This is a genomic window from Sphingobium quisquiliarum P25, from assembly GCF_000445065.1.
GTDB lineage: Bacteria > Pseudomonadota > Alphaproteobacteria > Sphingomonadales > Sphingomonadaceae > Sphingobium > Sphingobium quisquiliarum.
Window position 1 is genome coordinate 1 of the sequence record NZ_ATHO01000061.1, and the last position, 25,364, is coordinate 25,364.

The 25,364-nt window shown below is 64.8% G+C and carries 20 protein-coding genes; 17 read left to right on the forward strand and 3 right to left on the reverse strand.

The window, feature by feature from the left end; genetic code table 11:
- Positions 1-1,687, reverse strand: a 1,687-nt coding sequence (locus tag L288_RS29020; RefSeq protein WP_031304163.1) for an N-acyl-D-amino-acid deacylase family protein, incomplete at its 3' end; no start/stop codon positions are given.
- 193 nt (positions 1,688-1,880) lie between these two features.
- Between L288_RS29020 and L288_RS29025 the strand changes: the two genes are divergently transcribed.
- From L288_RS29025 to L288_RS29050, 6 genes are all read left to right on the forward strand, one after another.
- On the forward strand, positions 1,881-2,756 hold the full coding sequence (locus L288_RS29025) for a LysR substrate-binding domain-containing protein (RefSeq protein ID WP_021237689.1): 876 nt from the start codon (positions 1,881-1,883) through the stop codon (positions 2,754-2,756).
- Between the two features lie 105 nt (positions 2,757-2,861).
- Complete coding sequence (locus L288_RS29030) at positions 2,862-3,848, forward strand: NADPH:quinone oxidoreductase family protein (protein ID WP_021237690.1); 987 nt, start codon at positions 2,862-2,864, stop codon at positions 3,846-3,848.
- 18 nt (positions 3,849-3,866) lie between these two features.
- Positions 3,867-5,951: a 3-hydroxyacyl-CoA dehydrogenase NAD-binding domain-containing protein gene (locus L288_RS29035; RefSeq protein ID WP_021237691.1), complete on the forward strand. Its 2,085-nt coding sequence runs from the start codon at positions 3,867-3,869 to the stop codon at positions 5,949-5,951.
- Positions 5,948-7,150 carry an acyl-CoA dehydrogenase family protein gene (locus tag L288_RS29040; RefSeq protein ID WP_021237692.1) on the forward strand — a complete coding sequence of 401 codons (1,203 nt, stop codon included), beginning with the start codon at positions 5,948-5,950 and terminating at the stop codon, positions 7,148-7,150. The genes L288_RS29035 and L288_RS29040 overlap by 4 nt, the downstream gene beginning before the upstream one ends.
- Positions 7,143-8,186 (forward strand): phosphotransferase family protein, encoded by a 1,044-nt coding sequence (locus L288_RS29045; protein ID WP_021237693.1) that lies wholly within the window; start codon positions 7,143-7,145, stop codon positions 8,184-8,186. The genes L288_RS29040 and L288_RS29045 overlap by 8 nt, the downstream gene beginning before the upstream one ends.
- Positions 8,173-9,072 carry a TIM barrel protein gene (locus tag L288_RS29050; RefSeq protein ID WP_021237694.1) on the forward strand — a complete coding sequence of 300 codons (900 nt, stop codon included), beginning with the start codon at positions 8,173-8,175 and terminating at the stop codon, positions 9,070-9,072. Before L288_RS29045 ends, L288_RS29050 begins: the two co-directional genes overlap by 14 nt.
- Here L288_RS29050 and L288_RS29055 read toward each other — a convergent pair.
- Together L288_RS29055 and L288_RS29060 are read right to left on the reverse strand one after the other, a co-directional pair.
- On the reverse strand, positions 9,032-11,479 hold the full coding sequence (locus L288_RS29055) for an alpha-L-rhamnosidase-related protein (protein WP_021237695.1): 2,448 nt from the start codon (positions 11,477-11,479) through the stop codon (positions 9,032-9,034). The genes L288_RS29050 and L288_RS29055 overlap by 41 nt on opposite strands.
- A 99-nt stretch (positions 11,480-11,578) precedes the next feature.
- Positions 11,579-12,703 carry a ThuA domain-containing protein gene (locus tag L288_RS29060; RefSeq protein ID WP_021237696.1) on the reverse strand — a complete coding sequence of 375 codons (1,125 nt, stop codon included), beginning with the start codon at positions 12,701-12,703 and terminating at the stop codon, positions 11,579-11,581.
- A gap of 174 nt (positions 12,704-12,877) precedes the next feature.
- Between L288_RS29060 and araD1 the strand changes: the two genes are divergently transcribed.
- The 11 genes from araD1 (at position 12,878) to L288_RS29110 (ending at position 25,337) form a co-directional block, all read left to right on the forward strand.
- Positions 12,878-13,855, forward strand: a complete 978-nt coding sequence (araD1, locus tag L288_RS29065) for an AraD1 family protein (protein WP_021237697.1) — start codon at positions 12,878-12,880, stop codon at positions 13,853-13,855.
- Between the two features lie 118 nt (positions 13,856-13,973).
- Positions 13,974-14,645 carry a TetR/AcrR family transcriptional regulator C-terminal domain-containing protein gene (locus L288_RS41935; RefSeq protein WP_021237698.1) on the forward strand — a complete coding sequence of 224 codons (672 nt, stop codon included), beginning with the start codon at positions 13,974-13,976 and terminating at the stop codon, positions 14,643-14,645.
- 223 nt (positions 14,646-14,868) lie between these two features.
- A complete protein-coding gene (locus L288_RS29075; protein ID WP_021237699.1) occupies positions 14,869-17,361 on the forward strand; it encodes a TonB-dependent receptor in 2,493 nt (830 codons plus the stop codon).
- A gap of 132 nt (positions 17,362-17,493) precedes the next feature.
- A complete protein-coding gene (locus L288_RS29080; RefSeq protein ID WP_021237700.1) occupies positions 17,494-17,799 on the forward strand; it encodes a high-potential iron-sulfur protein in 306 nt (101 codons plus the stop codon).
- Position 17,800: 1 nt separating this feature from the next.
- The gene (locus L288_RS29085; RefSeq protein WP_021237701.1) at positions 17,801-18,946 is read left to right on the forward strand and encodes a hypothetical protein; all 1,146 of its coding nucleotides are present in this window, start codon (positions 17,801-17,803) and stop codon (positions 18,944-18,946) included.
- Entirely contained in the window at positions 18,943-20,613 is a 1,671-nt protein-coding gene (locus tag L288_RS29090; protein WP_021237702.1) for a DUF1592 domain-containing protein, read from the forward strand. The genes L288_RS29085 and L288_RS29090 overlap by 4 nt, the downstream gene beginning before the upstream one ends.
- Positions 20,603-21,955: a DUF1552 domain-containing protein gene (locus tag L288_RS29095; protein ID WP_021237703.1), complete on the forward strand. Its 1,353-nt coding sequence runs from the start codon at positions 20,603-20,605 to the stop codon at positions 21,953-21,955. The genes L288_RS29090 and L288_RS29095 overlap by 11 nt, the downstream gene beginning before the upstream one ends.
- Entirely contained in the window at positions 21,952-23,187 is a 1,236-nt protein-coding gene (locus tag L288_RS41940) for a COG4315 family predicted lipoprotein (RefSeq protein WP_021237704.1), read from the forward strand. The genes L288_RS29095 and L288_RS41940 overlap by 4 nt, the downstream gene beginning before the upstream one ends.
- Positions 23,188-23,216: 29 nt before the next feature.
- Positions 23,217-23,675, forward strand: coding sequence for a c-type cytochrome (locus L288_RS29100; protein WP_031304172.1), 459 nt, complete (start codon positions 23,217-23,219; stop codon positions 23,673-23,675).
- Positions 23,675-24,355 carry a cytochrome b/b6 domain-containing protein gene (locus tag L288_RS29105; RefSeq protein ID WP_021237706.1) on the forward strand — a complete coding sequence of 227 codons (681 nt, stop codon included), beginning with the start codon at positions 23,675-23,677 and terminating at the stop codon, positions 24,353-24,355. The genes L288_RS29100 and L288_RS29105 overlap by 1 nt, the downstream gene beginning before the upstream one ends.
- Positions 24,356-24,377: 22 nt before the next feature.
- Positions 24,378-25,337: an SDR family NAD(P)-dependent oxidoreductase gene (locus tag L288_RS29110; RefSeq protein ID WP_041208010.1), complete on the forward strand. Its 960-nt coding sequence runs from the start codon at positions 24,378-24,380 to the stop codon at positions 25,335-25,337.
- Positions 25,338-25,364: the final 27 nt, after the last annotated feature.

Genomic DNA, 25,364 nt, shown 5'->3' on the forward strand with positions numbered 1-25,364 from the left:
GGCGTTCGTCGGTCGGCGCATCGTCGCGGCGGATGACGCGGCCCGACACGATCGTCGCCACGAAACCTGTCGCTGCCTGATCGAGCCGCCGTCCGCCGCCGGGCAGGTCGTGCCGGACATGCGGCGCATGCAGCCGCAGCGCGTCCAGGTCGATGACGTTGATGTCCGCCTTGTAACCCGGCGCGATGCGGCCCCGGTCGTTCAGCCCCATCGTTTCCGCTGGCCTGGACGACAATGCCTGTACCGCCTGCGCGATACCCAGCCTTGGTCCGTCCCGGTCCCGCGTCCAATAGGTCAGCAGGAAGGTCGGATAGCTGGCGTCGCAGATCGCGGCATAATGCGCGCCGCCGTCGCCCAGCCCCATCACCACGCCGGGATGGTTGATCAGGTCGTAAATCTCGCCCAGCCCGCCTTCGTAGAAATTGCCGAGCGTGTTGTAGAGCATGCCGTCGCCCGCGCCGCCATTCATCAGCAGTTCGCAGGCGACCTCCTCAGGGCGAACCCCGCGCGCCCGCGCCTGCGCCCCGATGCTCGTTTCAGCGGCCGGTTCATAGTTGGGCGGATCGGACAGGGGAAAGATCCAGTCCCAGTTGCGCGTCATCATTGCCAGCGGATGGCCTTCGTCCGGCGTCTCGCTGATCATGCGGTCGCGGAATTCCGGGTCGCGCAGGTACGCAAGCTGCCCGGAAAGCGGCAGCGAGGCGATGGCCTGATAGCTGGGGCACAGGCAGAAGGGATGGGTGGACAGTTCAAAGCCGCATATCATGCCGATCGGACGCGGCAGCACCTGCGGGCTGATCGACAGGCCGCGCGCATTCGCCTCGTCGCAGATGCGCAGCGCCTCGCGCCAGACGGGTTCGCCCTTGTTCGCCGTGCCCAGCGTGAAGGTGGCCGGACGGCCCGAAGCCTCCGCCACCGCCAGCAGGTGCGCCAGCTCGTCGGGCCAGCTTGCAAAGGGCGCGTCCAGCACCATTTGCAGCACGCCGGTCCCTGCCTCGCCCATGACCCCGGCGATCGCCTTCAATTCCTCCACATCGGCCTGATAGGTCGGGATATGCTCGCCCGCCTTGGTGCGGTGGATCAGCAGCCGCGACGTGGCGAAGCCGATCGCGCCGGCGTCCAGCGCCTCGCGCGTGATCGCCCGCATCTTCTCGCGATCCTGCGCCGTCGCCGCCTCGCGCCTTGCGCCTCGCTCGCCCATGACGAACACGCGCAGCGGACTGTGCGGCAGCAGCGCCGCGACGTCGATGTCGCGCGGCCGCGCCTCCAGCGCATCCAGATAGCCGGGGAAACTCTCCCAATCCCAACTCAGCCCCTCGGCCATCACCACGCCGGGAATATCCTCCACCCCCTCCATCAGCCGGATCAGCCGGTCATGGTCCTCCGCGCGGCAGGGCGCGAATCCGACGCCGCAATTGCCCGTGACGACCGTGGTGACTCCGTGCGAGGAGGAGGGCGAAAGCCTGTCCGACCAGATCGCCTGCCCGTCATAATGGGTATGGATGTCGACAAAGCCCGGCGTCACCGTCAGGCCGGTGGCGTCGATCACCTCGTCCGCCGTGCCGTCGAAGCGGCCCACGGCAAGGATGCGCCCGTCCAGTATGGCGACATCGCCGGTAAAGGGTTCGCCGCCGCTACCATCGACAATCGTGCCGCCACGGATCAGCAGGTCGCAACGCGCGCTCATGCCGCCGCTCCCATCTTCGCGATCATCGTCATCCGCACCTCTCCATCCTTTGTCGAACCGAACGGTATCCAACCGTTCGGTTCCGGTCAAGCCAGCAGCGGACGGCGCGCTTTCCCGTTTGCCCGCCGCAGCGCTTGGGACTAGCACCTTTCCTCCAAGGTGGCGGCGTTGCGAGTGCCCGATGAAGATAACTTTGCGTCAGATTGCCGTGTTCGAAGCCGTCGCCCGGACCGGCAGCGTCGCAGGCGCGGCGGAGGAGATCGGGCTCAGCCCGTCCGCCGCCAGCATGTCGCTCAAGGATTTCGAAACCCATCTCGGCATCCGCCTTTTCGCCCGGTCAGGACGCCGTCTGCGGCTGAAGGATCAGGGGCGCCCGATGCTGGAAATGGCGCGGCGCGTGCTGGTGCAGGTTTCCGATATGGAAGCGCTCTCTTTGCCGGAGGAAGTGCGCGGCCGCCTGCGGATCGGCGCGGTTGCGCCCGTCGCCAACTATGTGCTGCCGCGCCTGTGCGCCACATTCATGCGCCGTCATCCCGGCGTGCGGATGGAATTGCGCGTGCTGCCGTCGCAGGATGTGATGGAAGGCGTGCGCAACATGGCGCTCGACATCGGCATCGTCGGATCGCCCGTCAATTCCAGTTATCTGGAGGCGCAGCCCTGGATGCGGGATTCGCTCGCCGTGTGCGCCCCGCCGGGGCATCCGCTCGCGGAACAGGGGGAAACGCCGCTCGCCGCCCTGGCGGACGAAGCCTGGATTCTCGAAAAGACGCAATCGAGCGAGCGCATCTCCTTCACCGTTGAAGCGCTCAAATATCTGAACTCGCTCAACATCGTGCTGGAAGCGGACAGCGTGGAGGCGATCAAGCGCGCCGTGCGCGACGGCGCTGGCCTTGCCTGCCTGTCGCGTCTGGCGGTGGAGGAGGAAGCGGCGCGCGGCGAACTCAGCCTGCTCGACATTCCCGAACTGCGCTTCACCCGCATCGTCAGCCTGGTCAGCCGCCGCGACACTCAGCAGCCCGCCGCCGCCCGCGCGTTCCACGCCTTCGCTTCGCAACTGGCGGAAGTGTGATCGTCAGTTTTTCTGATGTATCGCGTCGAATATTCGAAATGGTGGAAATGACCGCAAGGGCCTAGTCCTTCTCCAGCACCGCCGCGCGCAGAAGAGGAGAGAGAAGTGAAGGCCGTCATCTGCCCCGACTTTGCGCCGGTCGACGCGCTGACCAGCGGTGATTTTCCCGCGCCGCAGGCCGGGCCGGGCGAGCTGGTCATCAATGTCGCCGCCGCAGGAGTCAATTATCCCGACGTGCTCATCGTCCAGGGCAAATATCAGACCAAGCCCGCTTTGCCATTCGTTCCGGGCAGCGAGGCGGCCGGGCATGTCGCCGCCGTTGGCGAAGGCGTGCAGGGCTTTGCCGCCGGTGACCGGGTGGCGGCATTCACAGGCAGCGGCAGCTTCGCCGAACAGGTCCGCGTCCCCGCGACGCAGGCATGGCCGGTGCCCGGCGCGGTTGACCTGCATGTCGCGGCGGGCATCTCCATCACCTATGGCACATCCTATCATGCGTTGAAGGATCGCGGCCAGTTGAAGCCGGGCGAGACTTTGCTGGTGCTGGGCGCTGGCGGCGGCGTGGGCCTGACGGCGGTGGAACTGGGCAAGCTGATGGGCGCGCGCGTCATCGCCGCCGCCTCCAGCGCCGAAAAGCTGGCGCTTGCCAAACAGCAGGGGGCCGACGAACTGATCGACTATGCGCGGGAGGATCTGCGCGAACGGGTGAAGGCGCTGACGGGCGGCCAGGGAGTGGACGTCGTCTATGACCCGGTGGGCGGCCCCATGAACCTGACCGCGATCAAGAGCCTCGCCTGGGGCGGGCGGCTTCTGGTCATCGGCTTTGCGGGCGGCGAAATCCCGTCCATCCCCGCCAACCTGCTGCTGCTGAAAAGCGCCTCGGCCGTCGGCGTCCTGTGGGGCAACACCGTCCGCGCCGATCCGGCAGGGCAGGGGGCCAACATGCGCCAGCTTCTCGACTGGCTGGCGCAGGGCAAGCTGCGCCCGGTGATCGACAGGCGTTTCGCCATGCCGGACATCGTCGCGGCGCTCCATCATCTCGAAGCACGCAAGGTCAAGGGCAAGGTGCTGCTGACCATCGCGCCCGAAGCCTGACAAAGCAGGAAAATCATCATGTCCCAAACCGTGACCTACAGCGTTCAGGACGGCATCGCCGAAGCCCTGATCGACAATCCGCCGGTCAACGCCACCTCCGCCAGCGTGCGGCAGGGCCTTGCCGAAGCGATCCGGGCGATGGAGGCCGACCCCTCCGTCAAGGCGCTGGTCGTGCGCTGCGCGGGCAAGACCTTCATCGCGGGCGCGGACATCAAGGAATTCGGCAAGCCCATGGCCGATCCCGGCCTGCCCGAAGTCATGGCGATGATGGACAGGGCGTCCAAGCCGATCATCGCCGCCGTGCATGGAACGGTGCTTGGCGGCGGGTTCGAAGTCGCGCTCGCCTGCCACTATCGCATCGCGGACAAGGATACGCGGTTCGGCTTTCCCGAAGTCAAGCTTGGCCTCATGCCCGGCGGCGGCGGGACGCAGCGTACGCCCCGCCTCGCGGGCTTGGCGGCCGCGCTTCCCCTCCTGACCGAGGGCAATCAGATCGGCGCGGACAAGGCGCTGGCCTCCAACCTGATCGACGCCATCGCGCAGGGCGGCGATCTTGCCGCAGAGGCGCGCGCCTTCGCCGGACAGCTCGCCGCCCAGGGCAAGGGACCACGCAGCGCCGCCGCCTTGCCCATGCCCGCCGACGATCCGGCCCTGTTCGAGGAAACACGAAAGACACTGGCCCGGAAAATGCGCGGCCAGACGGCGCCGCTCCGCGCTCTGGAGGCAGTGCGCCTTGGCTATGAACTGCCTTTCGACGAAGCGGTGAAGCGCGAGCTGGCCATCTTCCGCGAGTGCATGGCAGGCCCGCAGTCCAAGGCCCTGCGCCACCTGTTCGCCGCCGAGCGGGAGGTCGCCCGCATCCCCGGCCTGCCAGCGGACATGCCCGTCCGCGATATAGAGCGCGCGGGCGTCATCGGACTTGGCGTGATGGGACGCGGCATCATGATGGCGCTGGCCAGTGCCGGGCTGCCGGTCGTCGCCATCGGCCTTGACCAGAGCCATATCGACGCCGCGATGAAGGCGATCACCAAAATCTGGTCCTCGTCGGTCGCCAGGGGCAGCATGACGCAGGAGGCGATGGACAAGCGGCTGGCGCTCATCACCACCAGCGACGATCCGCGCGACCTGTCCGCCACGCAACTGGTGATAGAGGCCGTGACCGAGGATCTGGAGATCAAGAAGGCGGTCTTCGCCACGCTGGGCCAGGTGACGCAGCCCGGCACCATATTGGCGTCCAACACCAGCTTCCTCAACATCGACACGCTGGCGCAGGCATCGGGCCGGGCGGAAGATGTGTGCGGCATGCACTTCTTCAACCCCGCCCATGTCATGCGCCTGCTGGAAAATGTCCGCGCGGGCCAGACCGCCCCCGAAATCGTGGCGACGATCATGGCGCTGGGCAAGCGCATCGGCAAGCTGCCGGTCCTGTCGGGCGTGTGCGACGGCTTCATCGTCAACCGCATGCTGTCGAAGCGTTCGCGCGAAGGCTTCTTCCTGGTCGAGGAGGGCGCGAAGCCCACCGATATCGACAAGGTGCTTCTGTCCTACGGCTTTCCCATGGGCCCCTTCGCGCTGGGCGACCTTGCCGGGCTGGACGTGCAGGCCGCCGCGCGCAAGGCCCGCGCTGCGTCGGCGACGGAACGCGAACTGCGCGCCGATTTCGTGGAGCAGATGGTCGCCGAAGGGCGGCTGGGGCAGAAGACCGGATCGGGCTGGTACAGCTATGATGAAAATCGCAAGGCCAGCCCCAATCCGCTGACGGACCAGATGATCGCCGCCCATGCGCAGCGCCACGGCCTCACCCTGCGAGAGATTGGCGAGGAGGAGATCAGGGAAAGGCTGCTCTACGCCATGGTGAACGAAGGCGCGAAGCTGCTGGGCGAAGGCATCGTGCCGCGCCCGCAGGAAATCGACGTCGCCATGGTGAACGGTCTTGGCTGGCCCGGCTATACCGGCGGCCCGATGCACTGGGCGGACCAGATCGGGCTGGACAAAGTGCTGGCGACGATCGAGCGGTTTCGGGAGCAGCAGGGCGACGCCTATTGGACGCCCGCGCCCCTGCTCGCCCAATATGCGGGCGAGGGCAGGGGCTTCTACGCATGAGCTACGATCCCAACCCCCGGACCGCCGGTCTGCTGGCGCGGCTGCGCGCCTTCATGGACGAACATATCTATCCCAATGAGAAAGCCTATTATGACGAAGTCGCCACTGGCGACCGCTGGGCGCATGTCACGCTGATCGACCGGCTGAAGCCGCTGGCGAAGGAAGCAGGCCTGTGGAACCTCTTCCTGCCCGAAAGCACGCATGGCGCTGGCCTCACCAATCTGGAATATGCGCCGCTGTGCGAGGAAATGGGCCGCGTCCACTGGTGCCCCGCCGTGTTCAACTGCGCCGCGCCGGACACGGGCAATATGGAAACGCTCGAACGCTTCGGCACGGCCGAACATAAGGAACGCTGGCTGAAACCGATGCTGGCGGGCGAGATGCGCTCCGCCTTCGCGATGACGGAGCCGGGCGTCGCCTCTTCGGACGCGACCAATATCGAAAGCTCGATCGTGCGCGATGGCGGCGACTATGTCATCAACGGCCGCAAATGGTGGATTTCGGGCATGGGCGAAGCGGACTGCGCGTTCATGATTTTCATGGGCAAGACCGATCCGGCAGCGCCCAAGCATAAGCAGCAGTCGATGATCCTGGTGCCGCGCGATACGCCCGGCATCACCGTGGTCCGCCCGATGACCGTCCTGGGCTATGACGACGCGCCCCACGGCCATATGGAAATCATCTTCGACAATGTCCGCGTGCCCGCATCCAACATGCTGCTGGGCGAAGGGCGCGGCTTCGAAATCGCGCAGGCGCGGCTTGGTCCCGGCCGCATCCATCACTGCATGCGCATGATCGGCATGGCGGAACGCGCGCTCGAAGCCATGTGCCGCCGGGTGAAAAGCCGCGTCGCCTTCGGCAAGCCGCTGGCCGAGCAGGGCGTCATCATCGAACGCATCGCCAACAGCCGCATCATGATCGATCAGGCGCGGCTGCTGACGCTTCACGCCGCCCATCGCATGGACACCGTGGGTAACAAGGAAGCAAAAGCGGAGATCGCGATGATCAAGGTCGCCGCGCCCAACATGGCCTGCCAGGTCATCGACTGGGCGATGCAGGCGCATGGCGCCGCGGGCATCAGCCAGGATTTCTTCCTCGCCAGCTACTATGCCCATGCCCGCAAGATCCGCTTCGCCGATGGCCCGGACGAGGTGCACCGCCACCAGCTTGGCCGCCTCGAACTCGCAAAATATGGCTGACGTCCGCGCGCTCGACACGGCGCGCCTTTCGCCCTGGCTGCGCGATCATGTGCCCGGCGCGGCGGGGACCCTCAGCGCGGAGAAATTTCCGGGCGGCCAGTCCAACCCGACCTATCTGCTGTCGGTCGATGGCGCGCCGCGCTTCGTCCTGCGCCGCAAGCCGGACGGGGTGCTGCTGCCCTCGGCCCACGCCATCGAAAGGGAATATCGCGTCACCGGCGCGCTCCAGCATATGGGGGTGCCCGTCGCCCGCCCGCTGGCCTTGTGCGACGATGGCGCGATCGTGGGCACGCCTTTCTTCATCATGGCCTATGTGGACGGCCGCAACTTCTGGGACGCGCGGCTGCCGGGTCTTTCGCCGGTCGATCGCGCCGCCATTTATGACGAGATGAACCGCGTCCTCGCCGTGCTCCATGCGATCGAACCGGCCGATGCCGGGCTTTCCGATTTCGGCCGCCCCGGCAATTATTTCGCGCGGCAGGTGGCGCGCTGGACCCGGCAATATCGCGCCACCCAGACGCAGCGGATCGATGCGATGGAGCGGCTGATCGACTGGCTGCCCGCCCATGATCCGGGGCTGGAGGCAAGCCGCATCGTCCATGGCGACTATCGCAACGACAATCTGATCTTCGTGCCGGACGCGCCCCGCATCGCCGCCGTGCTGGACTGGGAGCTTTCGACCCTTGGCCATCCCCTTGCCGACCTGGCCCAGCATCTCATGGCGTGGCGGGTGCCCGGCGAAGCTTATCGCGGCCTTTCGGACGCTGACCTTCCAGCGCTCGGCATCCCGTCCGAAGCCGACTATCTGCGTCGCTATGCCGAACGCGGCGGGGCGGGAGAGATCGATCCGCTGCACTGGCGCTATGCGCTCGCCTTCGCGCTGTTCCGCAATGCAGCCATCCGGCAGGGCGTCTACCGCCGGGCGATGGACGGCAACGCATCGAATGAGGCCGCCGCCCTCCACGGCGCGCGCGCGGCGGAGATTGCGGGTCTCGGCTGGCGCATCGCAAGCGGCGAAGACGATGCCCGGCTCTAGCGCACCCGGCCCGCCACGCCTCGGCGGCCATCTGGGGCTGGGCAGTCCCGACGCTCCGCTGCTCGCGCATCTCGGCCGCTCCCCCGCTCCGCTGGATCAGATCGATGCGCTGGCCGCGCATGGCTTTGCCGGGGTGCAGGACCTCTTCATGAAGATACGTCCGCCGCAGGAGCAGGCGGCCATGGCGGCCCGCATGAAGCAGCACGGCCTGGTCCTGAGCAGCATCGGTGGCGACCCGTTCCATTGGAACACGCCGCTCTGGAGCCGCACCGATGACGCCGCCGTGCAGATGCAGGCGGACAGCATTCGTGAAAGCGCCGCCATCGCCCGCTGCTTCGGCGGGGCAGGGGCGGTCTGCGTCGCCGGGCTCGATCCCGATCGCGCCATGGCCAGCCAGTTGACGGCCATGGCGGAAAATCTGAAGCGCGCCGCTGTGCAGGCGGCAGAGGCGGGGCTGGTCCTGCTGATCGAGCCGATCGCGTTCGCGCGCATCCCCGGCATGCTGCTGGACCGGATCGAACCGGCGATGGAGATCGTCCATGCCGTCGCCATGCCTTCGGTGCGGCTGCTGTTCGACATCGGCCATGTCGCGATGATGGGCCACGCCGTCGCCGATGCGCTGCGGCAGTGCGCCAGCGCGATCGGCCTGATCCAGGCCGCCGACATCCCGGATCGCGTCGATATCGGCCTCGGCACGCTCGACTGGCAAGCGATCCTCGCCGCCATCCGGGCGATCGGCTATGCCGGAATCCTGGAACTTGAATATGAACCCGCCGATCAGACGGCGGCAGGGGAAGCCGCCATGCTGACGCGGCTAGGGGCAACGCTGGATATGCCCTGGCGCGTCAGCGCACCGGCACCGTCAGCTTCGTCGTCGTCCGGGTGAGCGGATAGCGCTTGCCGTTCCACAGGAAATCGCCCGGCAGGTCCTTGGGACGGCGTATCTCCACCTTCCACGTGCCGCCCGCCTTTTGGTAGCGGACGCTGACCGGGCCGGAGGGCGTTGCGGCAGTGGCGTGCAACTGGCGGAGCGAACCCGGCGCGGGTTCCACCTTCAACCGGGCATAGCCCGGCGCATCGGGTCCGATGCCCGCGACGATGCCCAGCAGATCGGCGGTGGGATGCGCGCTCCACGCATGGCTGTCGGACCGGGTCGACATGGCCTGTCCGCCCTGTCCCGAACCGTCCCGTTCCTCCGGCCAGGTCGTATAGTTCAGCTTCAAAAGGTCGCGCCATGTGTCGAGCAAGGCCAGATACCGGCCGCTTTCGCCCGCATGGACCAGCGCCTGCGCCAGATACCAGGCGAAATAATAGCTGACCTGCGTAATGCCCTCCGGCGCGTCGATCCCTTTCCCCGGCGCAACGATTTTATCGATGATCCCCCGCGCTTCTTCCCTGGACGCCACATCGTAGAGGATGGCGAGGGCGTTCATATGCTGGCTGAACCGGCCGCCGTCGGGATTGTCGGCGAACAGGCCGCGCGCCGGGACCCAGCAATGCTGGCGGATCGCCGCTTTCAGCTGCTGGGCCATTCCGCCATATCGCTGCCCATTCGCCGCGTCGCCGAACGCGGCCTCGATCGCCGCGCCCTGCTGCAACGCGCCCAGCCACAGCGCGCTCATCAGGCAGCTTTCCTGCCGGTCCCTGCTGTAGGAAGGGAAAATGTCCCGGTCGGTGGCGGGCTGGCCCACCCAATCGATGAAGTTCCATTGCGGGTTCTTCTTCAACAGCCCCGAAGCCGTCTGATAGGGCTTGAACCAGTCGATGATCTGCCGCATCCGGCCGATATTGCGCACGATCGGCGCTGGATCGGGCTGGCGCATCCGCCAATCGTCCAGCATCCCGACCCACAAAAGCGCGAACGGCGCGATGACATTATTGCCGCGCGTCGGCCATGCGCCCTCGATCAGCCCGCCATCCACATTCGACGCGGCGAAAGCATCGATCGCCTGCTCCGCCAGCCGGGGATCGCCCGCCACGGCGTAGGAGATCAGCATTTGCAGCCGCGTGTCCCCCGCATATTGCAGCTGCTCCCAATAGGCGGTGTCCATATAGGTTTCGTGCGCATCGATGCGCGCCGTGCGCCAGCCGATGTCAAAGATTTTCTGGAGCTGCGGATCGTCGCTGGAAAACTGCCCCACCTGCTCGAAGGGATAGCCGGTTTCGAAAGCGCGCAATCCTTGCAGCGTCAGCGGTTGGTCCGCCGTCTCCACCGTGATTTCGGCAAAGCGCCATGTCCGCCACCAAAGCGGTGCGAAACGGCGCGGCTGGCCATCGGCGATGAATATATCCCAAATGCCTATTGGCTTGCGGTCGCCGATCAGGTTGCGATCGCCCTTGCGATTCTTCTCGTCATACAGCGCTTCGGCCCACAGCATCCTGATCCTGGCCCCGCGCCCGCCTGTTACGGACAGTTCGGGATAGGCCGCCACCATCGCGTCGCGCTGGATCAGCAGGGTCGCCTTGCTGTTGGCCGGGATCGTCACCGGCCTGCCGGGGAAAGCCATGGCGGCGGGCAGGCCGGTGCGCACGACCTTGCCCGCCGGGACCGGCACATGGCTTTGTTGCGGCAGCCGGTCAGCGACCAATGTGCGTCCGGCCGCTTGCGGAGCGGGAACGGCGTCCAGCCACCCGCCCCCCTTTTCCTGCGCTCCGGCAAAGTCGAACTCCGCCTTCGATGCGTCGATGGTTTCGGGATTGCCGGCGACATAATACCAGTTCTTCACCTGCCGCCATCCATTGGCGAAACCGCGCCCGGCGTCGCGCTTGACGCGCCAGCCGGGCGTGCCGGTGCCGATGGCGGGGCCCTCCTGACCGGCGATCAGGCGGAAGCCGGTGGCGACGCTTTGCTGGAAAAGAGGCGCGGTGCTGGTGAAAAGGGATGCGCCCTGCGCCGCCGTGATTTGCGCCGGTGTCGCATCGCGGGGGAGGGAGAGCGGCTTGACCCCGTTCCATACCGTCGCGGCGATGACGTTGCCGCCGCGTTGCAGGAAGGGGGCAAGGTCGATGCTCTCTTCCCGCCAGTGATCGATGTCCCCCGCCGAAGGCCCGGACGCCACGCGGCGGCCGTTCACATACAGGATGAAGCGGTTGTCGGCGGTCACGCGCACGGGAAAGCTGGCGGGCCTGGCCTTGAGGTCAAAGGCGCGGCGGAAGTGAAGGACGATAGGGCGCGCCTCTGGCCCTGCCTCCGGATGACTGATCCAGCCTTGCGCGCTATCCGCCTGGGCAAGGACCGGAGGCGCCGCCGTCAGCAGCAGCGCCGCCGAGGCAAGGGCATGGAATTTCATCATCTTCTCCACTCAGGTCAGGACCGATCATCATTTTTGATCATATGTGATCATTAGACCTGGATGGGAGCAGTTGTCACCCGAAAGTGGCGCGCATGGCCGTCAGTCTCGTCCCGTCGCGCCAGAAGCGCTGCTGGTGCAGCCATCCTGCCGCCCCTTCGCGCTCCAGCCCACGGCATTTTCCAGCATCTTCACATAGGCCGGGTCGGAATAGGCCTCCGGCCGGTGCCCGATGGCCGAATAGAAGACCCGGCCCCTGCCCATGCAGCGGGTCCAGGCGATCGGATGATCCCCGCCCATGCGCAGGTCCTGCCCGCCCATGCCTTTGGGGCTATAGCTCCGCTCGTCCAGCGTCGCGATAATGGCCGACCCGCTGGCGCGGGGATTGTTCTTGAAGGAATACCATTCGTCCTTCATCGTCCATTCCGGCGGAAGTCCCTGGCCGACCGGGCCTTCCCTGTCCTCCACGACGATGCGTGCGTCCTGGAACTGCGGGCCCATGGGATGTCCCGCAAAGCGCGCTCCGATCAGATCATCGGCATACCAGTCCCAAAAGGTCGCGGGATCACCGGCCGAACCATGGACGGCCACGAAGCCGCCGCCGCGCTTCAGGAAATGTTGGAGCGCCTTGCGCTGGGACAGCGTCAGCACGTCGCCGCTGACATTGTTCCAGATCACGGCATCGAATTGCGCAAGCGTCTTGGGATGGATCGCGCCGCCCTTGTCCGTCGCTGCGATGGCCCAGCCCTTGCGCTTCGCCATCGCGAAAAACGCCTCATGCGCGGCATCCACCGAAGGACCGTCGCGATAGCCCGTCATCTTCTCGAACAGCAGGATGCGGGGCTTGCCCCTGGGCAGGTCGAACACCGGCCGGTCATTGTCATAACGCGCGCAGCGGGCCTGCCGGTCGGAGGCGGTGACGGGCAGGAGCTTGAGCTTCCGGTCGATCGCCGCAAGCTGAGCGCCATTGAGGCGCAGGAAGCTCCCCGCATCCTTGAGCGTCAGGATGGAAGCGAAGCTGGGCGCGGTCGTGCCGCGGAACATGGGCGGCATCTTGGCGATCGCGCCGGGCGCTTCGCTTTCCACCACGGCGTGCGCGGCCGGGCTCAGCAATATGTCGATCAGCGGAGAGCCGAGGGAAAAGGGCATGTCGCGCAGCGGGCAGTCCGTCACCGCCGCCGCCGACGACGCCGCCGATGCAGGCGCCGGACCGAGCGTCAGCGCCATCAAGGCTGCTATGCCATGAATGATAGTTGATCTGCGCACAGGGCATCCTTGATTGCTTTTCTATTTGTACGAGTATATCCGCAACCAGTGCTCGTCAACCTGGGACGTCCAGCGGGGCGGAAGCCCGCCTAAGGAAATCACCCGCCGTCCCCCCGGCAAGATGGAGAATGCCGCATGATCAGGTCGCTAGTTCAGTTCGTAGAAAATGGCACGCGCGGCGTCCTCGCGCTCGATGCCGAAGGTCAGGCGCGCCGGTTGCACTCGACGCCATCGGTCCGCGCGCTGGCGGACGATGCGATCGCCGCGAAAAGCACACTGGCCGCGCTGGCGGCCGATCGGCTTGGCGATCCGATGACGCTCGACCGCCTCGTCTTCCTGCCGCCGGTCGACCATGACGATCCTGCTCATCTGCTGATTTCCGGCACCGGCCTTACCCATCTCGGTTCCGCCGAAGGGCGCGACAAGATGCACAAGGCCGCCGCCGCGGGCCACGCCACCGACAGCATGCGCATGTTCCTGATGGGCGAGGAAGGCGGCAAGCCTGCGCCCGGCCAGGAAGGCGTGCAGCCCGAATGGTTCTACAAGGGCGACGGGTCGATCCTGATCGGTTCCGAAACGCCGATCGCCATGCCCGGCTTCGCCACCGATGGCAGCGAGGAACCGGAAATCGCGGGCATCTATTATGTCGGGCCGGATGGCACGCCTTTCCGCCTGGGCTATGCCATCGGCAACGAATTTTCCGATCATGTGATGGAGCGCGTCAATTATCTCTTCCTCGCCCACAGCAAGCTGCGGCAGGCGGCGCTGGGGCCGGAACTTCTGCTGGGCGAACTGCCGGGCGACGTGCGGGGAAACAGCCGCATCCTGCGCGACGGCAAGACGCTCTGGGAAAAGCCGTTCCTGTCGGGCGAAAAGAATATGTCCCACAGCATCGCCAATCTGGAACATCATCATTTCAAATATGGGCAGTTCCGGCGGCCCGGCGACGTCCACATCCATTTCTTCGGCACCGCCACCCTGTCCTTCGCCGACCAGATCGAAACGCGGGAAGGCGATGTGTTCGAAATATCGGCCAACTGCTTCACCCTGCCGCTCCGCAACCAGCTTGTACGCACGCCCGGCGAGGGGCTGAGGGTGGTGAGCGTGCTCTGACCGGCCGTCACGGCAAGGCCGTACGGCCTGGCAAGGTCCGCGCCTGCCGCCCCGTTCAGCGCGTGGGCGGATGGCGCTTTGCTTGACGGGGTTTCGGGGGCGTGGAAAACATGGTGCCATGAAAGACCCCGTAAAAGCCGGAGAGCCGAAAACGCCTCGGCGTCCTGGGCGGCCGCGCAGCCTTGAAATAGATCAGATCATCGACGCTGCGTTGGATCTGGGGCTGGAATCGCTGACGATGGGCCGGGTGGCGGACAGGCTGGGCGTGGTGAAGGCGGCGCTCTACAACTATGTCGCCACCCGCGAAGAACTGGTGATGCTCGCCGCCGCCCGCGCGGCGAGGATGCACCCCTTCCCGGAAGATGAGGGACAGTCCTGGAAAGACTATGCGCTGGACCATGCGCGGGCCCTGTTCGAACTGCTGACCGGCGACGCTCAGCTGCTGATCTCCTACATGACGGGCGGGATGGGGCAGCTTGCCAGCGCCGACAGGACGGAAGCATGGTTGCGGGCCATGACGAAGCGCGGCTTTACCGCCGATGAGGCGATCCGTCTGCTGCAATCCATCGGCTATCTGGTGGTGGGCGCGGCGGCCAGCGCCCTGCACGCCAAGGCGGCTGCGACTCCAGAGGATGAGGCCCGCGCAATCCTGCGCAAGCGGGGCGCGCATGAATTGCCCCTGCTGCGTACCGCTCTTGAAAGCGCGTCGGAACGATCCGCGCCGGGCAATTGGGAACGTGCGCTGATGATCATTCTGGACGGCAGCATGCCCACAGCGGCGGCGGATTAGCGCCTGAGCGTTCAGTAAATTCGGGTAAAGGCGCTATGGTCGCACCTGCCGCGCCGGGCACGATCTGTCATTCCCAACCGGCATAGCATACGGCCAAACTTGCTCCTTTCATCGCCTGGAGCGCTCTGCCTATCCTGATCCAGACCCGGATTTGGATGCCTGACGGCAACTGGGAACAAGCCAAAAAGGCGGCAAATGATCCGGGCAACAGGGGAGAGGAACCATGAGCCTCAATCATCGGCAGGCCCGTCTGTTTTTGGGCGTCGCCGCCGCCGCCATTGCACCGGCATTCACTTCACCCGCCACGGCGCAACAGCAGAGCGCAGCGGCGATCAAGGACGTCGACATCATCGTCACGGCGCAGCGCCGCGAGGAACGTGCGCAGGACGTGCCCATCGTCGTCAATGTGTTTTCGGCGCAGCGCCTGGAGGAACTGGACGTCAACGAACCGCAGGACCTTTACGGCACCGTTCCTTCGCTGGTTGTCGGAACGCAGGGCAATGCTTCCAGAGAGGCGCAGAATTTTGCCATTCGCGGACAGGCGACCGGCTATCAATCCTCGCCAGCGGTGATCATCTATATGAACGAAGTGCCTTTGCCTGCGGTTGGGGGAGGACTTCAAGGCGGGCCGGGCCTGATGGTCGATCTGGAAAATGTGCAAGTGCTGTCAGGGCCGCAGGGCACTTTGTTCGGCCGCAACACTACGGGCGGCGCTGTCCTCTACTCACCGCGCAAGCCCACAAATGCATTTGAAGGTTATCTGGAAGGAACAGCGGGCAATTATAACCTGTGGGGCGTGGAAGGCGCGCTCAACATCCCGGTGATCGACGACAAGCTGATGATCCGCGCCGTGGGCGCTTTCCAGGACCGTCGCGGTTTCACCAAGGACATCGTCTGGAACAAGTGGCGCGATGACACGCACTGGTATTCGGGCCGGCTCGGCATAACGCTGAAACCCTTCGAAGGCGTCGAAAATTACCTGATGCTCTATGGGTCCAAATCCTCCAACAACGGCACCGGGCACATTCATGAAGGCTTCAATATAGCCAGAATGCAGTCGCTGGGCCTTTGCTTCGAAGCGCCCGTTCCGGGCCTCAATTTCAGTTGCGGCGTCTATCAGGCGCAGTCTGACATTGCGGAAGATATCGGCCCGCGACGGACGCGGCTGAATGCCGATGTCTACAGCAGGATCAAATTGTGGGGCGCTATCAACACCACCACGATCGAGCTGAACGATGCTGTGACGCTGAAGAACATCTTCAGTTACCAACGGCAAATCGTGGACAATGCGTTCGATCAGGATGGAACGCCGATCCAGCAATATGGCGCGCAGCAGGATGCGGCTCTGCCTGACTTCCCCGTTCCGGGGCTGATCGAATATGGCGTTCCCTCCGCCTTTTTCGGGCTCAATCCCAACCAGATCTACCAAAATGGCGGCGATATCGTCAGGCCCGATGGCAATCGGCAGATCACCGAGGAGTTGCAGCTTCAAGGCAATTTGCTGGACAACAGGCTTCAATTCACGGCGGGCGCCTTTTACTTCGAAAACAAGAATGCCGGGCGCAGCCAGACGGCTGAGGTGCAATTCTGTCCCGCCGCGGCCACTGGCCTCAGCGCTATTTGCCCGGTCCGCGTCAGTGAAGGAGGCACGTTCAAGGAGCGATCCAAGGCGATCTATGCTCAAACGACGCTGGACCTTGGCGCGCTGGCGCCGCAGATGGAAACTCTCCGCCTGACCACCGGCATCCGCTACACCTGGGATGACATCAGGGCGTCAGTGAACCGCGCCTTCGCCAGCAATGCGCGGCTGAAAACCGATGCCGCGACCTGGACCGTGGGGCTGGATTATCATCCGGTCGACAACCTCATGCTCTATGGGAAGGTCAGCCGGGGATATAAGGCGGGAGGCATTCTGGATGCAGCCGTCTTCGCCGAAAAGCTGACGTTCGCGCCGGAAAAGCTGATGACGTACGAAACCGGGTTCAAGTCCGACTGGCAGCTTGGCGGCATGCCGCTCCGGTTCAACGCCACTTATTATTTCTCGGACTATTCGAATATCCAGCGGCCGACCGGCGACTTCAATCCCGACGCGGACCCCTTGACGCCCGGCGATCAGGGCCTGCCCGGCGCCCAGGTGTTGGGCGCATCGGCACATATCCAGGGCCTGGAGATTGAAACATCCATCCGGCCCGCCAAGGGCGTGGAGATTGGCGGAACGGTCAGCCATACCGACGCCGATTACACCAAGTTCGAATATCTGGTGACAGGCGGTCCGGGCGGCGGTCCGTTTCCGGGCTGCAACGGCACGGTTCTCCCCGGCCAGGTGGCTGACCTAAGCTGCCGTCCGTTCCAGTTCGTCACGAACTGGATCTACAACATCTATGGCTCGGTCGAAATTCCGGTGCCGGAAGATGCCGGCAAGCTGTCACTCTACATGAACTATTCGCATGTCAGCAGGCAGCCGACCTCGCCTCTGCATGACGACAGCACCGAACCGGGATCGATATTGGAACCATTTGGCCTCCTGAACGCATCACTTAGCTGGCGCAATATCGGAAGGAGCGGATTGGACGCGACGCTGTTCGTCAACAATCTGCTGAACAAGCTTTACCGGGTCAGCAACTCCAACGTCTACAATGACTTGCTTGTCGCATCATCGCTTTATGGCGAACCGAGGATGTGGGGTTTGAAACTGCGTTACAGCTTCGGCAAATGAAGAAAGAGGGTGCCGCCAATAATAAATGACCAACGGTCAAAAACTATTGCGGCACCCCTTTTTCCTATGTAGGATCAGCTTAAAGCCCCCGGAATCATGAGGGGCTCCGCCATAGGAAGAGGAGCCTGGTGAATGGCATCCGCCGTCCATCTATCCACGCGCCGGCAATTTCTCCGCTGGTCGGCGCTGCTGCCCGCGATCAGCGTAGCCGGGCCGCTCGCGGCGCAGGAGGTCTGCGCCGACCCCAGGAAAAATCTCCAGCAGAGCCTGCGCAGGTCGCTCGGCTATCAGGAAATCTCCAATGATCCGAAGCGGGTCTGCGGAGGATGCGCCTTCTTCACGGCGGATGGCGCATCTTCCTGCGGGAAATGCCAGTTGCTGAGCGGCGGGGTCGTCACCTCGCGCAGCGTTTGCACCAGCTGGGCCGGTAAGTCCTGAGATGCGCAGCGGCGATCAGCCAGAAAGGCGGATCAGCCGCCTCCGCAACAGCAGACTATATGGCGCCACGCTATCCCTGCTCATTCCAGTCGCGCCCGCGTTCAGCGCTTCGCCGGAAACCGGCGGCACCATCGGGCTCGTCCTGACCAGTTGGCGCCCTGCGCTTTATGAGACCCCCGGCGCGAAGGAGGAATGCCCGTCGGGCCTGCAAGTGTCCGAGGATATTCAGAACGAGAAGACCCCCGGCGCGGCGGAGCGGCTCGCCAAATTCGGCTTCCCGCTCAATCGTGGCCCCAATGGCGAACTGGCCGCCTATGCACCGATGAAGGTCGAGGACCCGATCCCCTTCCGCGAGTTGCAGACTAGGAACGGATTCGGCCTCAATCTGGACGGCACCAGCGACGGCCACGCCACTGCCAAAAGCTGCACCCATGAGAAATTCCGTACGCCAGAGGGCGTGGCGGCCGACAATCAGCTTGCCCGCGTACTCGGCTGCACCGTCGGATGGCGCGCCAGCGGCTTCAATGTCGAATTCGCTGCGCGGGAATTTGCAAGCTCCTCGGTCAACCGCATCCTGGTCGAGATTTCGGGCGTCGATGATGAGCGCAATGATCCCGATGTGGAGATCAGGATCTACAAGGGACTGGACGGGCTGGTCGCGACCGGCGAGGGCAAGTTCCTGCCCGGCACGAACCAGCGGATCGACAATCGCTTCCCCCGCTACATGCACCAGACGCGCGGCAAGATCGCCGATGGCGTCCTGACGAGCGATCCGATCCCGCTGGCGAACCTGCCGCTTTTGTGGGTGGCGAATCCGGGGGAGCGGAAGTTCCGGGACCTCCAGCTGAAGCTGAAGCTCACCGACACGGGAGCCGAAGGGATCGTCAGCGGCTATGAGGATCTGCGCATCTGGTGGAATAATTACAGCCGGGGCATGAATTCCCATGGCGGCATCGGCAATTATAGTTCCGCCCAGCTCTACCGCGCCGCGCACCGCTATGCCGATGGCTATCCCGATCCCAAGACGGGTCAGTGCACCGCAATTTCCGCCGCTTACAAGGTGGAGGCGGCGCGCGCGATGATCGCGCATCCGGCGCTAGCGCAGCCGTCCACCGTCACCGCATCCAATGACAGGACCAAGCCATGAGCGCGCCCGTGAAAAACTGGACGAAGCCGGTCCGCGCGGCGCTGATCGCCTTTTCCTGTCTGGCGACGGTCGGGGCGACCGGCCCGTCCTCGACCTCCGGGGGAGCTGACCCTAGCCTGAGGCTGATAAGCGTCAGCCAATATCGCAACATCCTCCAGTCCGTCTTCGGCGCAGATGTGCTGCCGAAGGTCCGCTTCGCCCCCGTCAAGCGCACCGATGGCCTTCTGGCCGTGGGCAGCAGCGCCGCCGTGGTGACGCCGGGCGTTCTCGATCCACTGGACAGCGCGGCGCGCGCCGTGGCCGAACGGGTGGTCGATCCGTTGCATCGCGATACGCTGATCCCGTGCAAGCCCGCCTCGGCGAGCAGCGCGGACGAAGCCTGTGCCCAGCGCTTTCTCTCGCGCGTTGGATTGATGCTCTATCGCCGCCCGATGACGCAGCAGGAATTGACCGAGAAGGTCATGCTGGCGGGCAAGGCAGCTGCAAGGTCGAAGGATTTTTACTCCGGGCTGGCGACGGCGCTTTCGTCCATGCTGGTGTCGCCCAATTTCCTGTTCATCCGGGAAAATGCCGAAGTCGATCCGGCGCGACCCGGCCAATGGCGACTGGACGGATATTCCAAGGCTTCGCGGCTCAGCTTCTTCCTGTGGGATTCAGCCCCCGACGCGGAACTGCTGACGGCGGCGTCGCGCGGCGACCTGCACACGCCCGAAGGGTTGAAGCGGCAGGTGGAGCGCATGACCGCATCGCCGCTGCTGACGCGGGGCGCGCGGGCCTTCTTCACCGATTTCCTCGCGCTGGAAGCCTATGACAATGTCGCCAAGGATCCCGTCATCTATCCGGCCTTCACGCAGAAGGTGGCGCAGGACGCGCGCGAACAGATACTCCGCACGATCGAGGATCATCTGATCACGCGCGGCGAGGATTATCGAGACCTGTTCACGACCCGCCGCATCATGCTGAGCGCGCCGCTCGCAGGAATTTACGGCACGCCGCTGCTGGCGGGACCGAGCGAGTGGAAGCCCTTTGACCTGCCCGCCGACAGCCCGCGCGCGGGGCTGCTGACCCAGATCGGCTTCCTGGCGCAATATGCGCATCCCGGCCGGTCCTCCCCCACGCGGCGCGGCAAGGGCATTCGCGAAGTGCTGCTGTGCCAGCATGTCCCCGACCCGCCGCCCAATGTGGATTTTTCCATCGTGGAAGACCCGAATGCTCATTTCAGCACGGCACGCCAGCGGCTGGTCGCCCATAATACGGACCCGACCTGCCGGGGCTGTCACATGATGACCGATCCCATTGGGCTGGGCCTTGAAAAGTTCGACGGCGCTGGTCAGTTCCGCGCCACGGAAAAGGGCGCGGCGATCGACACCAGCGGCAATCTGGACGGAGCGGCCTTCACCGATGCGATTGGTCTGGGACGGGCGCTGCGTGACAATCCGACGCTGAAATCCTGCATTTCCAACCGCCTCTATGCCTTTGGCGTGGGCCGCCCGCTGACCGAGCAGGAGAGCGAGGTTGTCGAGCAGTTCCCGGCGGTCCTCGACAAGAGCGGCTATCGTTTCAAGGACATGCTGCGCCTCGTCATTTTCAGCCCCTCCTTCTTCGCCATCAAGCCGCAAAAAGGCCCTGCGATGGCCCTTCTGACGGAGCAGAACCATGCTCATTAAAAGCAAAGACGCCACCCGGCGCGGCCTGTTGAAGGGCATCTTGCGCGGCGGCGCGGTGGCGATGGCCCTCCCCCTGCTCGACATATTCCTGGACGATCATGGGACGGCGATGGCCGCGACCGGCGATCCGCTGCCTACACGCTTTGGCACCTGGTTCTGGGGCCTGGGCGTGGATCATGAGATTTTCACGCCCAAGACGGTGGGCGCGAATTTCGACCTGCCGCCCCAGATGGCGGCATTGGAGAAGGTGAAGCAGCACATCAACGTCTTCACCAATTTCAACGTGCTGACGGATGGTAAGCCCAATCTGTGCCATTTCAGCGGCTGGGTCGCCCTGCGCTGCGGCGCTGCGCCAGGCGCGCGCGGCGAGCTGCCCGCCGAAAGCCTGGACGTGCCGATTGCGGCGGCGATGGGCGGCGGTGTGCGCTTCCGCAGCCTGAACATGGCCGCCACCGGCGTGCCGCGCGACAGCTATTCCTTCCTGAGCGGCGACGCGATCAACCCGCCCGAAGTGTCGGTGGTCGAACTCTATCAGAAATTGTTCGGCGCTGAGTTTCAGGACCCCAATTCGTCCAACTTCACCCCTGATCCGCGCGTGCTGTTGCGCCAGAGCGCGCTATCGAGTGTGAAGGATGAGGCGAAGGCGTTCGAAAATATGCTCGGCGCGATCGACCGGCAGCGGCTCGACCAATATTTCACCTCCGTGCGGGAGTTGGAGAAGCGCGTCGAACTGCAATTGCAAAAGCCGCCGCCAGCGCCCGCTTGCGTGATGCCCAAGGCACCCGCAGCCGACCTGCCCATTGGCCTCGACATCGAACTGGTGACGGAGCGGCACAAGGCGATGACCGACCTGCTGGTCATGGCGCTCGCCTGCAACCAGACGCGCGTGTTCAACATGGTGTTCAGCGACAGCTTCTCCGCCCTCGTCCGCAAGGGCAGCGAGCGCACGCACCACATATTGACGCATGAGGAACCGATCGATCCGGCGACCCAGGTGCAGCCCCACGCGTCGTGGTTTGTCGAACGATCCATGGAGGCGTGGGCTTATTTCGTCGAGGCTCTGGCGAAGGTGCCCGAGGGGGACGGGACGCTGCTGGACCACAGCCTGGTCTATGCCCATTCCGACTGCGAATTCGCCAAGGTCCACTCGCTGGACGGGGTTCCCATGTTCACGGCGGGCAAGCTGGGCGGCAAGGTAAAGACTGGCATGCATATCGACGGCAATGGCGATCCCGGCACGCGGCTGGGCTATACGGTGCAGCGGCTGATGGGCGTGCCTATCGATAGCTGGGGCAACCAGTCGCTCAAGACATCACGCGAAATCGGCGAGATCGTGGCTTGATCTGGCGCGGCATCCTTTTGCTGGCCGGGGCATGGCTGGTGCCAAGCGGCGCCATCGCGGCAAAGCCCGACTTTGGCGGGGCCAATCCGCCGGTCCGGGTCCAAATGACCGAGGAAGGGCCGGTCTTCGCCACCAGGCAGGGGCGCACGCTTTACAGCTGGGCGCGGGATGATGGCACGCCGGGCAAGTCGCAATGCACAGGCGAGCATTTCACCACCAACCGCATCATGGCCTTCGTCTTCCCTCTGCCTGTCGCGGCGAAGCGGCGCAGTTGCGCGGAAAAATGGCTGCCGCTCATTGCCGACAAGGGCGCGCGCACAGGCGGCGCATGGTCGCTGATCACGCGGGACGATGGGAAGCGGCAATGGGCCTATGCGGGCCATCCGCTCTATAGCTCTACCAAGGATCAGCGGCCCGGCGACGTCAACGGCAATATGGAGCGCAACGCCGATCAGGCATGGCGGCCCGCTCTCGCGCCCGCCGGATTGCCTGCGGGCCTCAAGCTGGTCCGGCGGGTCGAGGGGCTGGCGATCGCCACGGCTGACAACCGGCTGCTGTTCCGGGCGAAGGCGGGGCAGGGTGCGGCGCTCCCGCTGACGCCGCTCGCCGCGCCTGCCATCGCTCAGAGCCGTGGGGACTGGACGGTGACCGATAGCGGCACGGGGCAGGCGCAATATGCGTTCAGGCGCGATCCGCTGTTTCTGGCTCCCGAAGGCATCAGCGACGACGCCGTGCTGCAAAGCGGCGAATGGCAGCTGGCGCTGTTCAAGGATGCCACGCCTGTCCCGCCGCACATCAGGACGGTCATGACCCTCGTCGGACAGGCTTATGCCGCCCCCAGCGGGAAGCTGCTCTACGCCTTCAACTGCAACTATGGGCCGGAGGATCTGGCCTGCGACGATCCGGGCGATGCGGCGGTCTATTATTCCACCATCTGCGGATCGGGCGAGGAATGCGCGCGCCAGTGGCAGCCGCTGCTGGCGGACAAGGGCGCACGGCCGGTGGGCGAATGGACGGTGAAGGACGTCGCCTATCCGCTGTTCACGGACGCCACTGACGTGACCTATCCGGCGGGCACTCCGCGCGTGAAGGCCTGGGCCTATAAGGGGCGGCCGGTTTACACCTTTGCCGATGAAGAGCCGGGCGAGATGATGGGGCACGGCATGTGGTCGCTGGCGGGCTTCGGTTTCTATGCCGTCCAGGTTCCAGGCAATCATGAGACTGGCCGATGACAATGAAATTAAGGGAAGAGGGGAGCTTGATGCGATATTTCGCCAGGACTACGGCACTGTTGGTAGTGGCGGTCGCGCCGGTGCTGGCCTATGCGCAACTCGCCCCGGCAGACGCCATCAAGGCGCGCATAAACGCCTATCGCGAGCTTGGCGCGTCCTTCAAGAACCTGAACGACCAGCTCAAGAGCGGCCAGCCCGCCAAGGTGATGCTGCGCCATTCCGCCAGGCAGATCCAGTCCGCGTCCAAGGCGCAATATGGCTGGTTCCCCGCAGGTTCCGGGCCAGCCACTGGCGTCAAGACCAAGGCGAAAGCGGCAATTTGGTCCGATATGGCCCTATTTCAGAGCTTGCAGAAGAAGTTCGAAAGCGAAGCCGGACTGATGGCAAAAGCGGTCGAGCAAGGTGATACTTCGTTCATTAGAAAACAGGCGGCGTCGCTGGGCCGCAGCTGCAAGGCATGCCACGACAAGTTCCGGGAGGAATCCTGATGACCGGGTATGACCTGCCCGACGTGAAGCCGGTGCGGCTGCGGATCTGGGACGCCCCCACCCGGCTGTTCCACTGGACGCTGGTGCTGCTGATCGCGGCGGCGTGGTGGACTGCGGAGGAACGGATGCTCGATTGGCACCGGCTGGCGGGCTATTGCATCGCCGCGCTGCTGCTGTTCCGACTGATCTGGGGCATGGTGGGGAGCGAGACCGCCCGTTTCTCCTCCTTCGTCCACGGGCCGATGGGCGTCGCCGCCTATGCGCGGGGGCGGCGCGCGCTGTCGCCGGGTCATAACCCGCTGGGCGGATGGAGCGTGATCGCGCTGCTGAGCCTGCTCTGCATCCAACTGGTGCTGGGTACGCTGGCGGTGGACGTCGATGGCATCGAATCCGGGCCCTTCTCCTATCTGGTGGACTTCGACACCGGCCGCGCGGCGGCGGAATGGCATGAATTGATCTTCAACATCTTGCTCGGCTTCATCGCCCTGCATGTGGCGGCGGTTTTCTTCTACCTTTTCTTCCGCCGCGAAAATCTGATCGGCGCAATGATATCGGGCTCGCGCAAATGGACGGGCGACCCGCCAGCGATCCGCTTTGCGCCTCTGCCCCTCGCCTTCGCCGTCATGCTGGGTTGCGCATTACTGGTCTGGATCATCATCAGCTGGTGGGGAAGGGCATGACATGGTTGGGGAGGAATTGAACATGGACTTCAGATTTGACGGCCAGACCACCGCTGCCGAGATCGTGCGCGGCATGGACTTGGGCGGAAAGACCTTCGTCGTGACGGGCAGCTCGTCCGGCCTGGGCGTGGAAACGGCGCGCGTTCTGGCGGAGGCTGGCGCGACGGTCGTCATGGTCGGGCGTGATCCGGCGCGCAATGAACAGGCGGCCGAGCAAATCCGCGCTGAGCTTCCTGAGGCGGATCTGGCGACCTTCATCGCCGACTTCGCCGATCTGGCGAGCGTGCGCTGCGTGGCGGATGAAATCCTTGCCGCCTTCCCGAAGATTGATTGCCTGATCAACAATGCGGGGTTCGTCGGCGGGCCGCTGGTGCTCACGGAGGAAGGAGTCGAGGCGCATTTCGCCATCAACCATCTCGCGCCTTTTCTCTTCACCAACCTGTTGCTGCCCGCGCTAAAGGCTGCCGCGCCGTCCCGCATCGTTCTGGTCAGTTCAAATGCGCACCGCGCGCCCACTTTCGATCTTGATGATGTGAATTTCGAAAGGCGGCCTTATGATCACTGGTCCGCCTATGCGCAGTCGAAGCGCGCGTCCCTCCTGCATGCCGTCGCCTTGGCGAAGCGGCTGGAGGGAACCGGCGTCACCGCCTATGTCCTGCACCCCGGCGTCATCCACACCAATGTGTTCCGCCACATGCCATCAGAGGAAGCTGAAGCCGCGATAGAAGCGGCGAAGCAATATGGCACGGTCGTCAAGAATGTCGAACAGGGCGCCGCCACACAGATTTGGGCGGCCGTCGCACCGGAATTGGCGGACAAGTCCGGCGTCTATCTGGAGGACTGCCAGATTGCCCCGCACATCGCTTCTAACGTCCCGTCGAGCAGCGGGGTGGTCGAGGAAGCGCTGGACCCGGCGATGGCGGAACGCCTGTGGGAGGCGTCGGAAGCGATGATCAACCGCAGCTTCGCGCCCGCCTTATGATCAAGGAGGAGAGCGCCGCTCTCGAAC

Bases quoted from the DNA above. Each gene is read 5' to 3' on its own strand.
- L288_RS29035 (WP_021237691.1), top strand. From the start codon at position 3,867: ATGTCCCAAACCGTGACCTACAGCGTTCAGGACGGCATCGCCGAAGCC.
- L288_RS29040 (WP_021237692.1), top strand. From the start codon at position 5,948: ATGAGCTACGATCCCAACCCCCGGACCGCCGGTCTGCTGGCGCGGCTG.
- L288_RS29045 (WP_021237693.1), top strand. From the start codon at position 7,143: ATGGCTGACGTCCGCGCGCTCGACACGGCGCGCCTTTCGCCCTGGCTG.
- L288_RS29050 (WP_021237694.1), top strand. From the start codon at position 8,173: ATGCCCGGCTCTAGCGCACCCGGCCCGCCACGCCTCGGCGGCCATCTG.
- L288_RS29055 (WP_021237695.1), bottom strand. From the start codon at position 11,479: ATGATGAAATTCCATGCCCTTGCCTCGGCGGCGCTGCTGCTGACGGCG.
- L288_RS29060 (WP_021237696.1), bottom strand. From the start codon at position 12,703: ATGGCGCTGACGCTCGGTCCGGCGCCTGCATCGGCGGCGTCGTCGGCG.
- araD1 (WP_021237697.1), top strand. From the start codon at position 12,878: ATGATCAGGTCGCTAGTTCAGTTCGTAGAAAATGGCACGCGCGGCGTC.
- L288_RS41935 (WP_021237698.1), top strand. From the start codon at position 13,974: ATGAAAGACCCCGTAAAAGCCGGAGAGCCGAAAACGCCTCGGCGTCCT.
- L288_RS29075 (WP_021237699.1), top strand. From the start codon at position 14,869: ATGAGCCTCAATCATCGGCAGGCCCGTCTGTTTTTGGGCGTCGCCGCC.
- L288_RS29080 (WP_021237700.1), top strand. From the start codon at position 17,494: ATGGCATCCGCCGTCCATCTATCCACGCGCCGGCAATTTCTCCGCTGG.
- L288_RS29085 (WP_021237701.1), top strand. From the start codon at position 17,801: ATGCGCAGCGGCGATCAGCCAGAAAGGCGGATCAGCCGCCTCCGCAAC.
- L288_RS29090 (WP_021237702.1), top strand. From the start codon at position 18,943: ATGAGCGCGCCCGTGAAAAACTGGACGAAGCCGGTCCGCGCGGCGCTG.
- L288_RS29095 (WP_021237703.1), top strand. From the start codon at position 20,603: ATGCTCATTAAAAGCAAAGACGCCACCCGGCGCGGCCTGTTGAAGGGC.
- L288_RS29100 (WP_031304172.1), top strand. From the start codon at position 23,217: ATGCGATATTTCGCCAGGACTACGGCACTGTTGGTAGTGGCGGTCGCG.
- L288_RS29105 (WP_021237706.1), top strand. From the start codon at position 23,675: ATGACCGGGTATGACCTGCCCGACGTGAAGCCGGTGCGGCTGCGGATC.
- L288_RS29110 (WP_041208010.1), top strand. From the start codon at position 24,378: ATGGACTTCAGATTTGACGGCCAGACCACCGCTGCCGAGATCGTGCGC.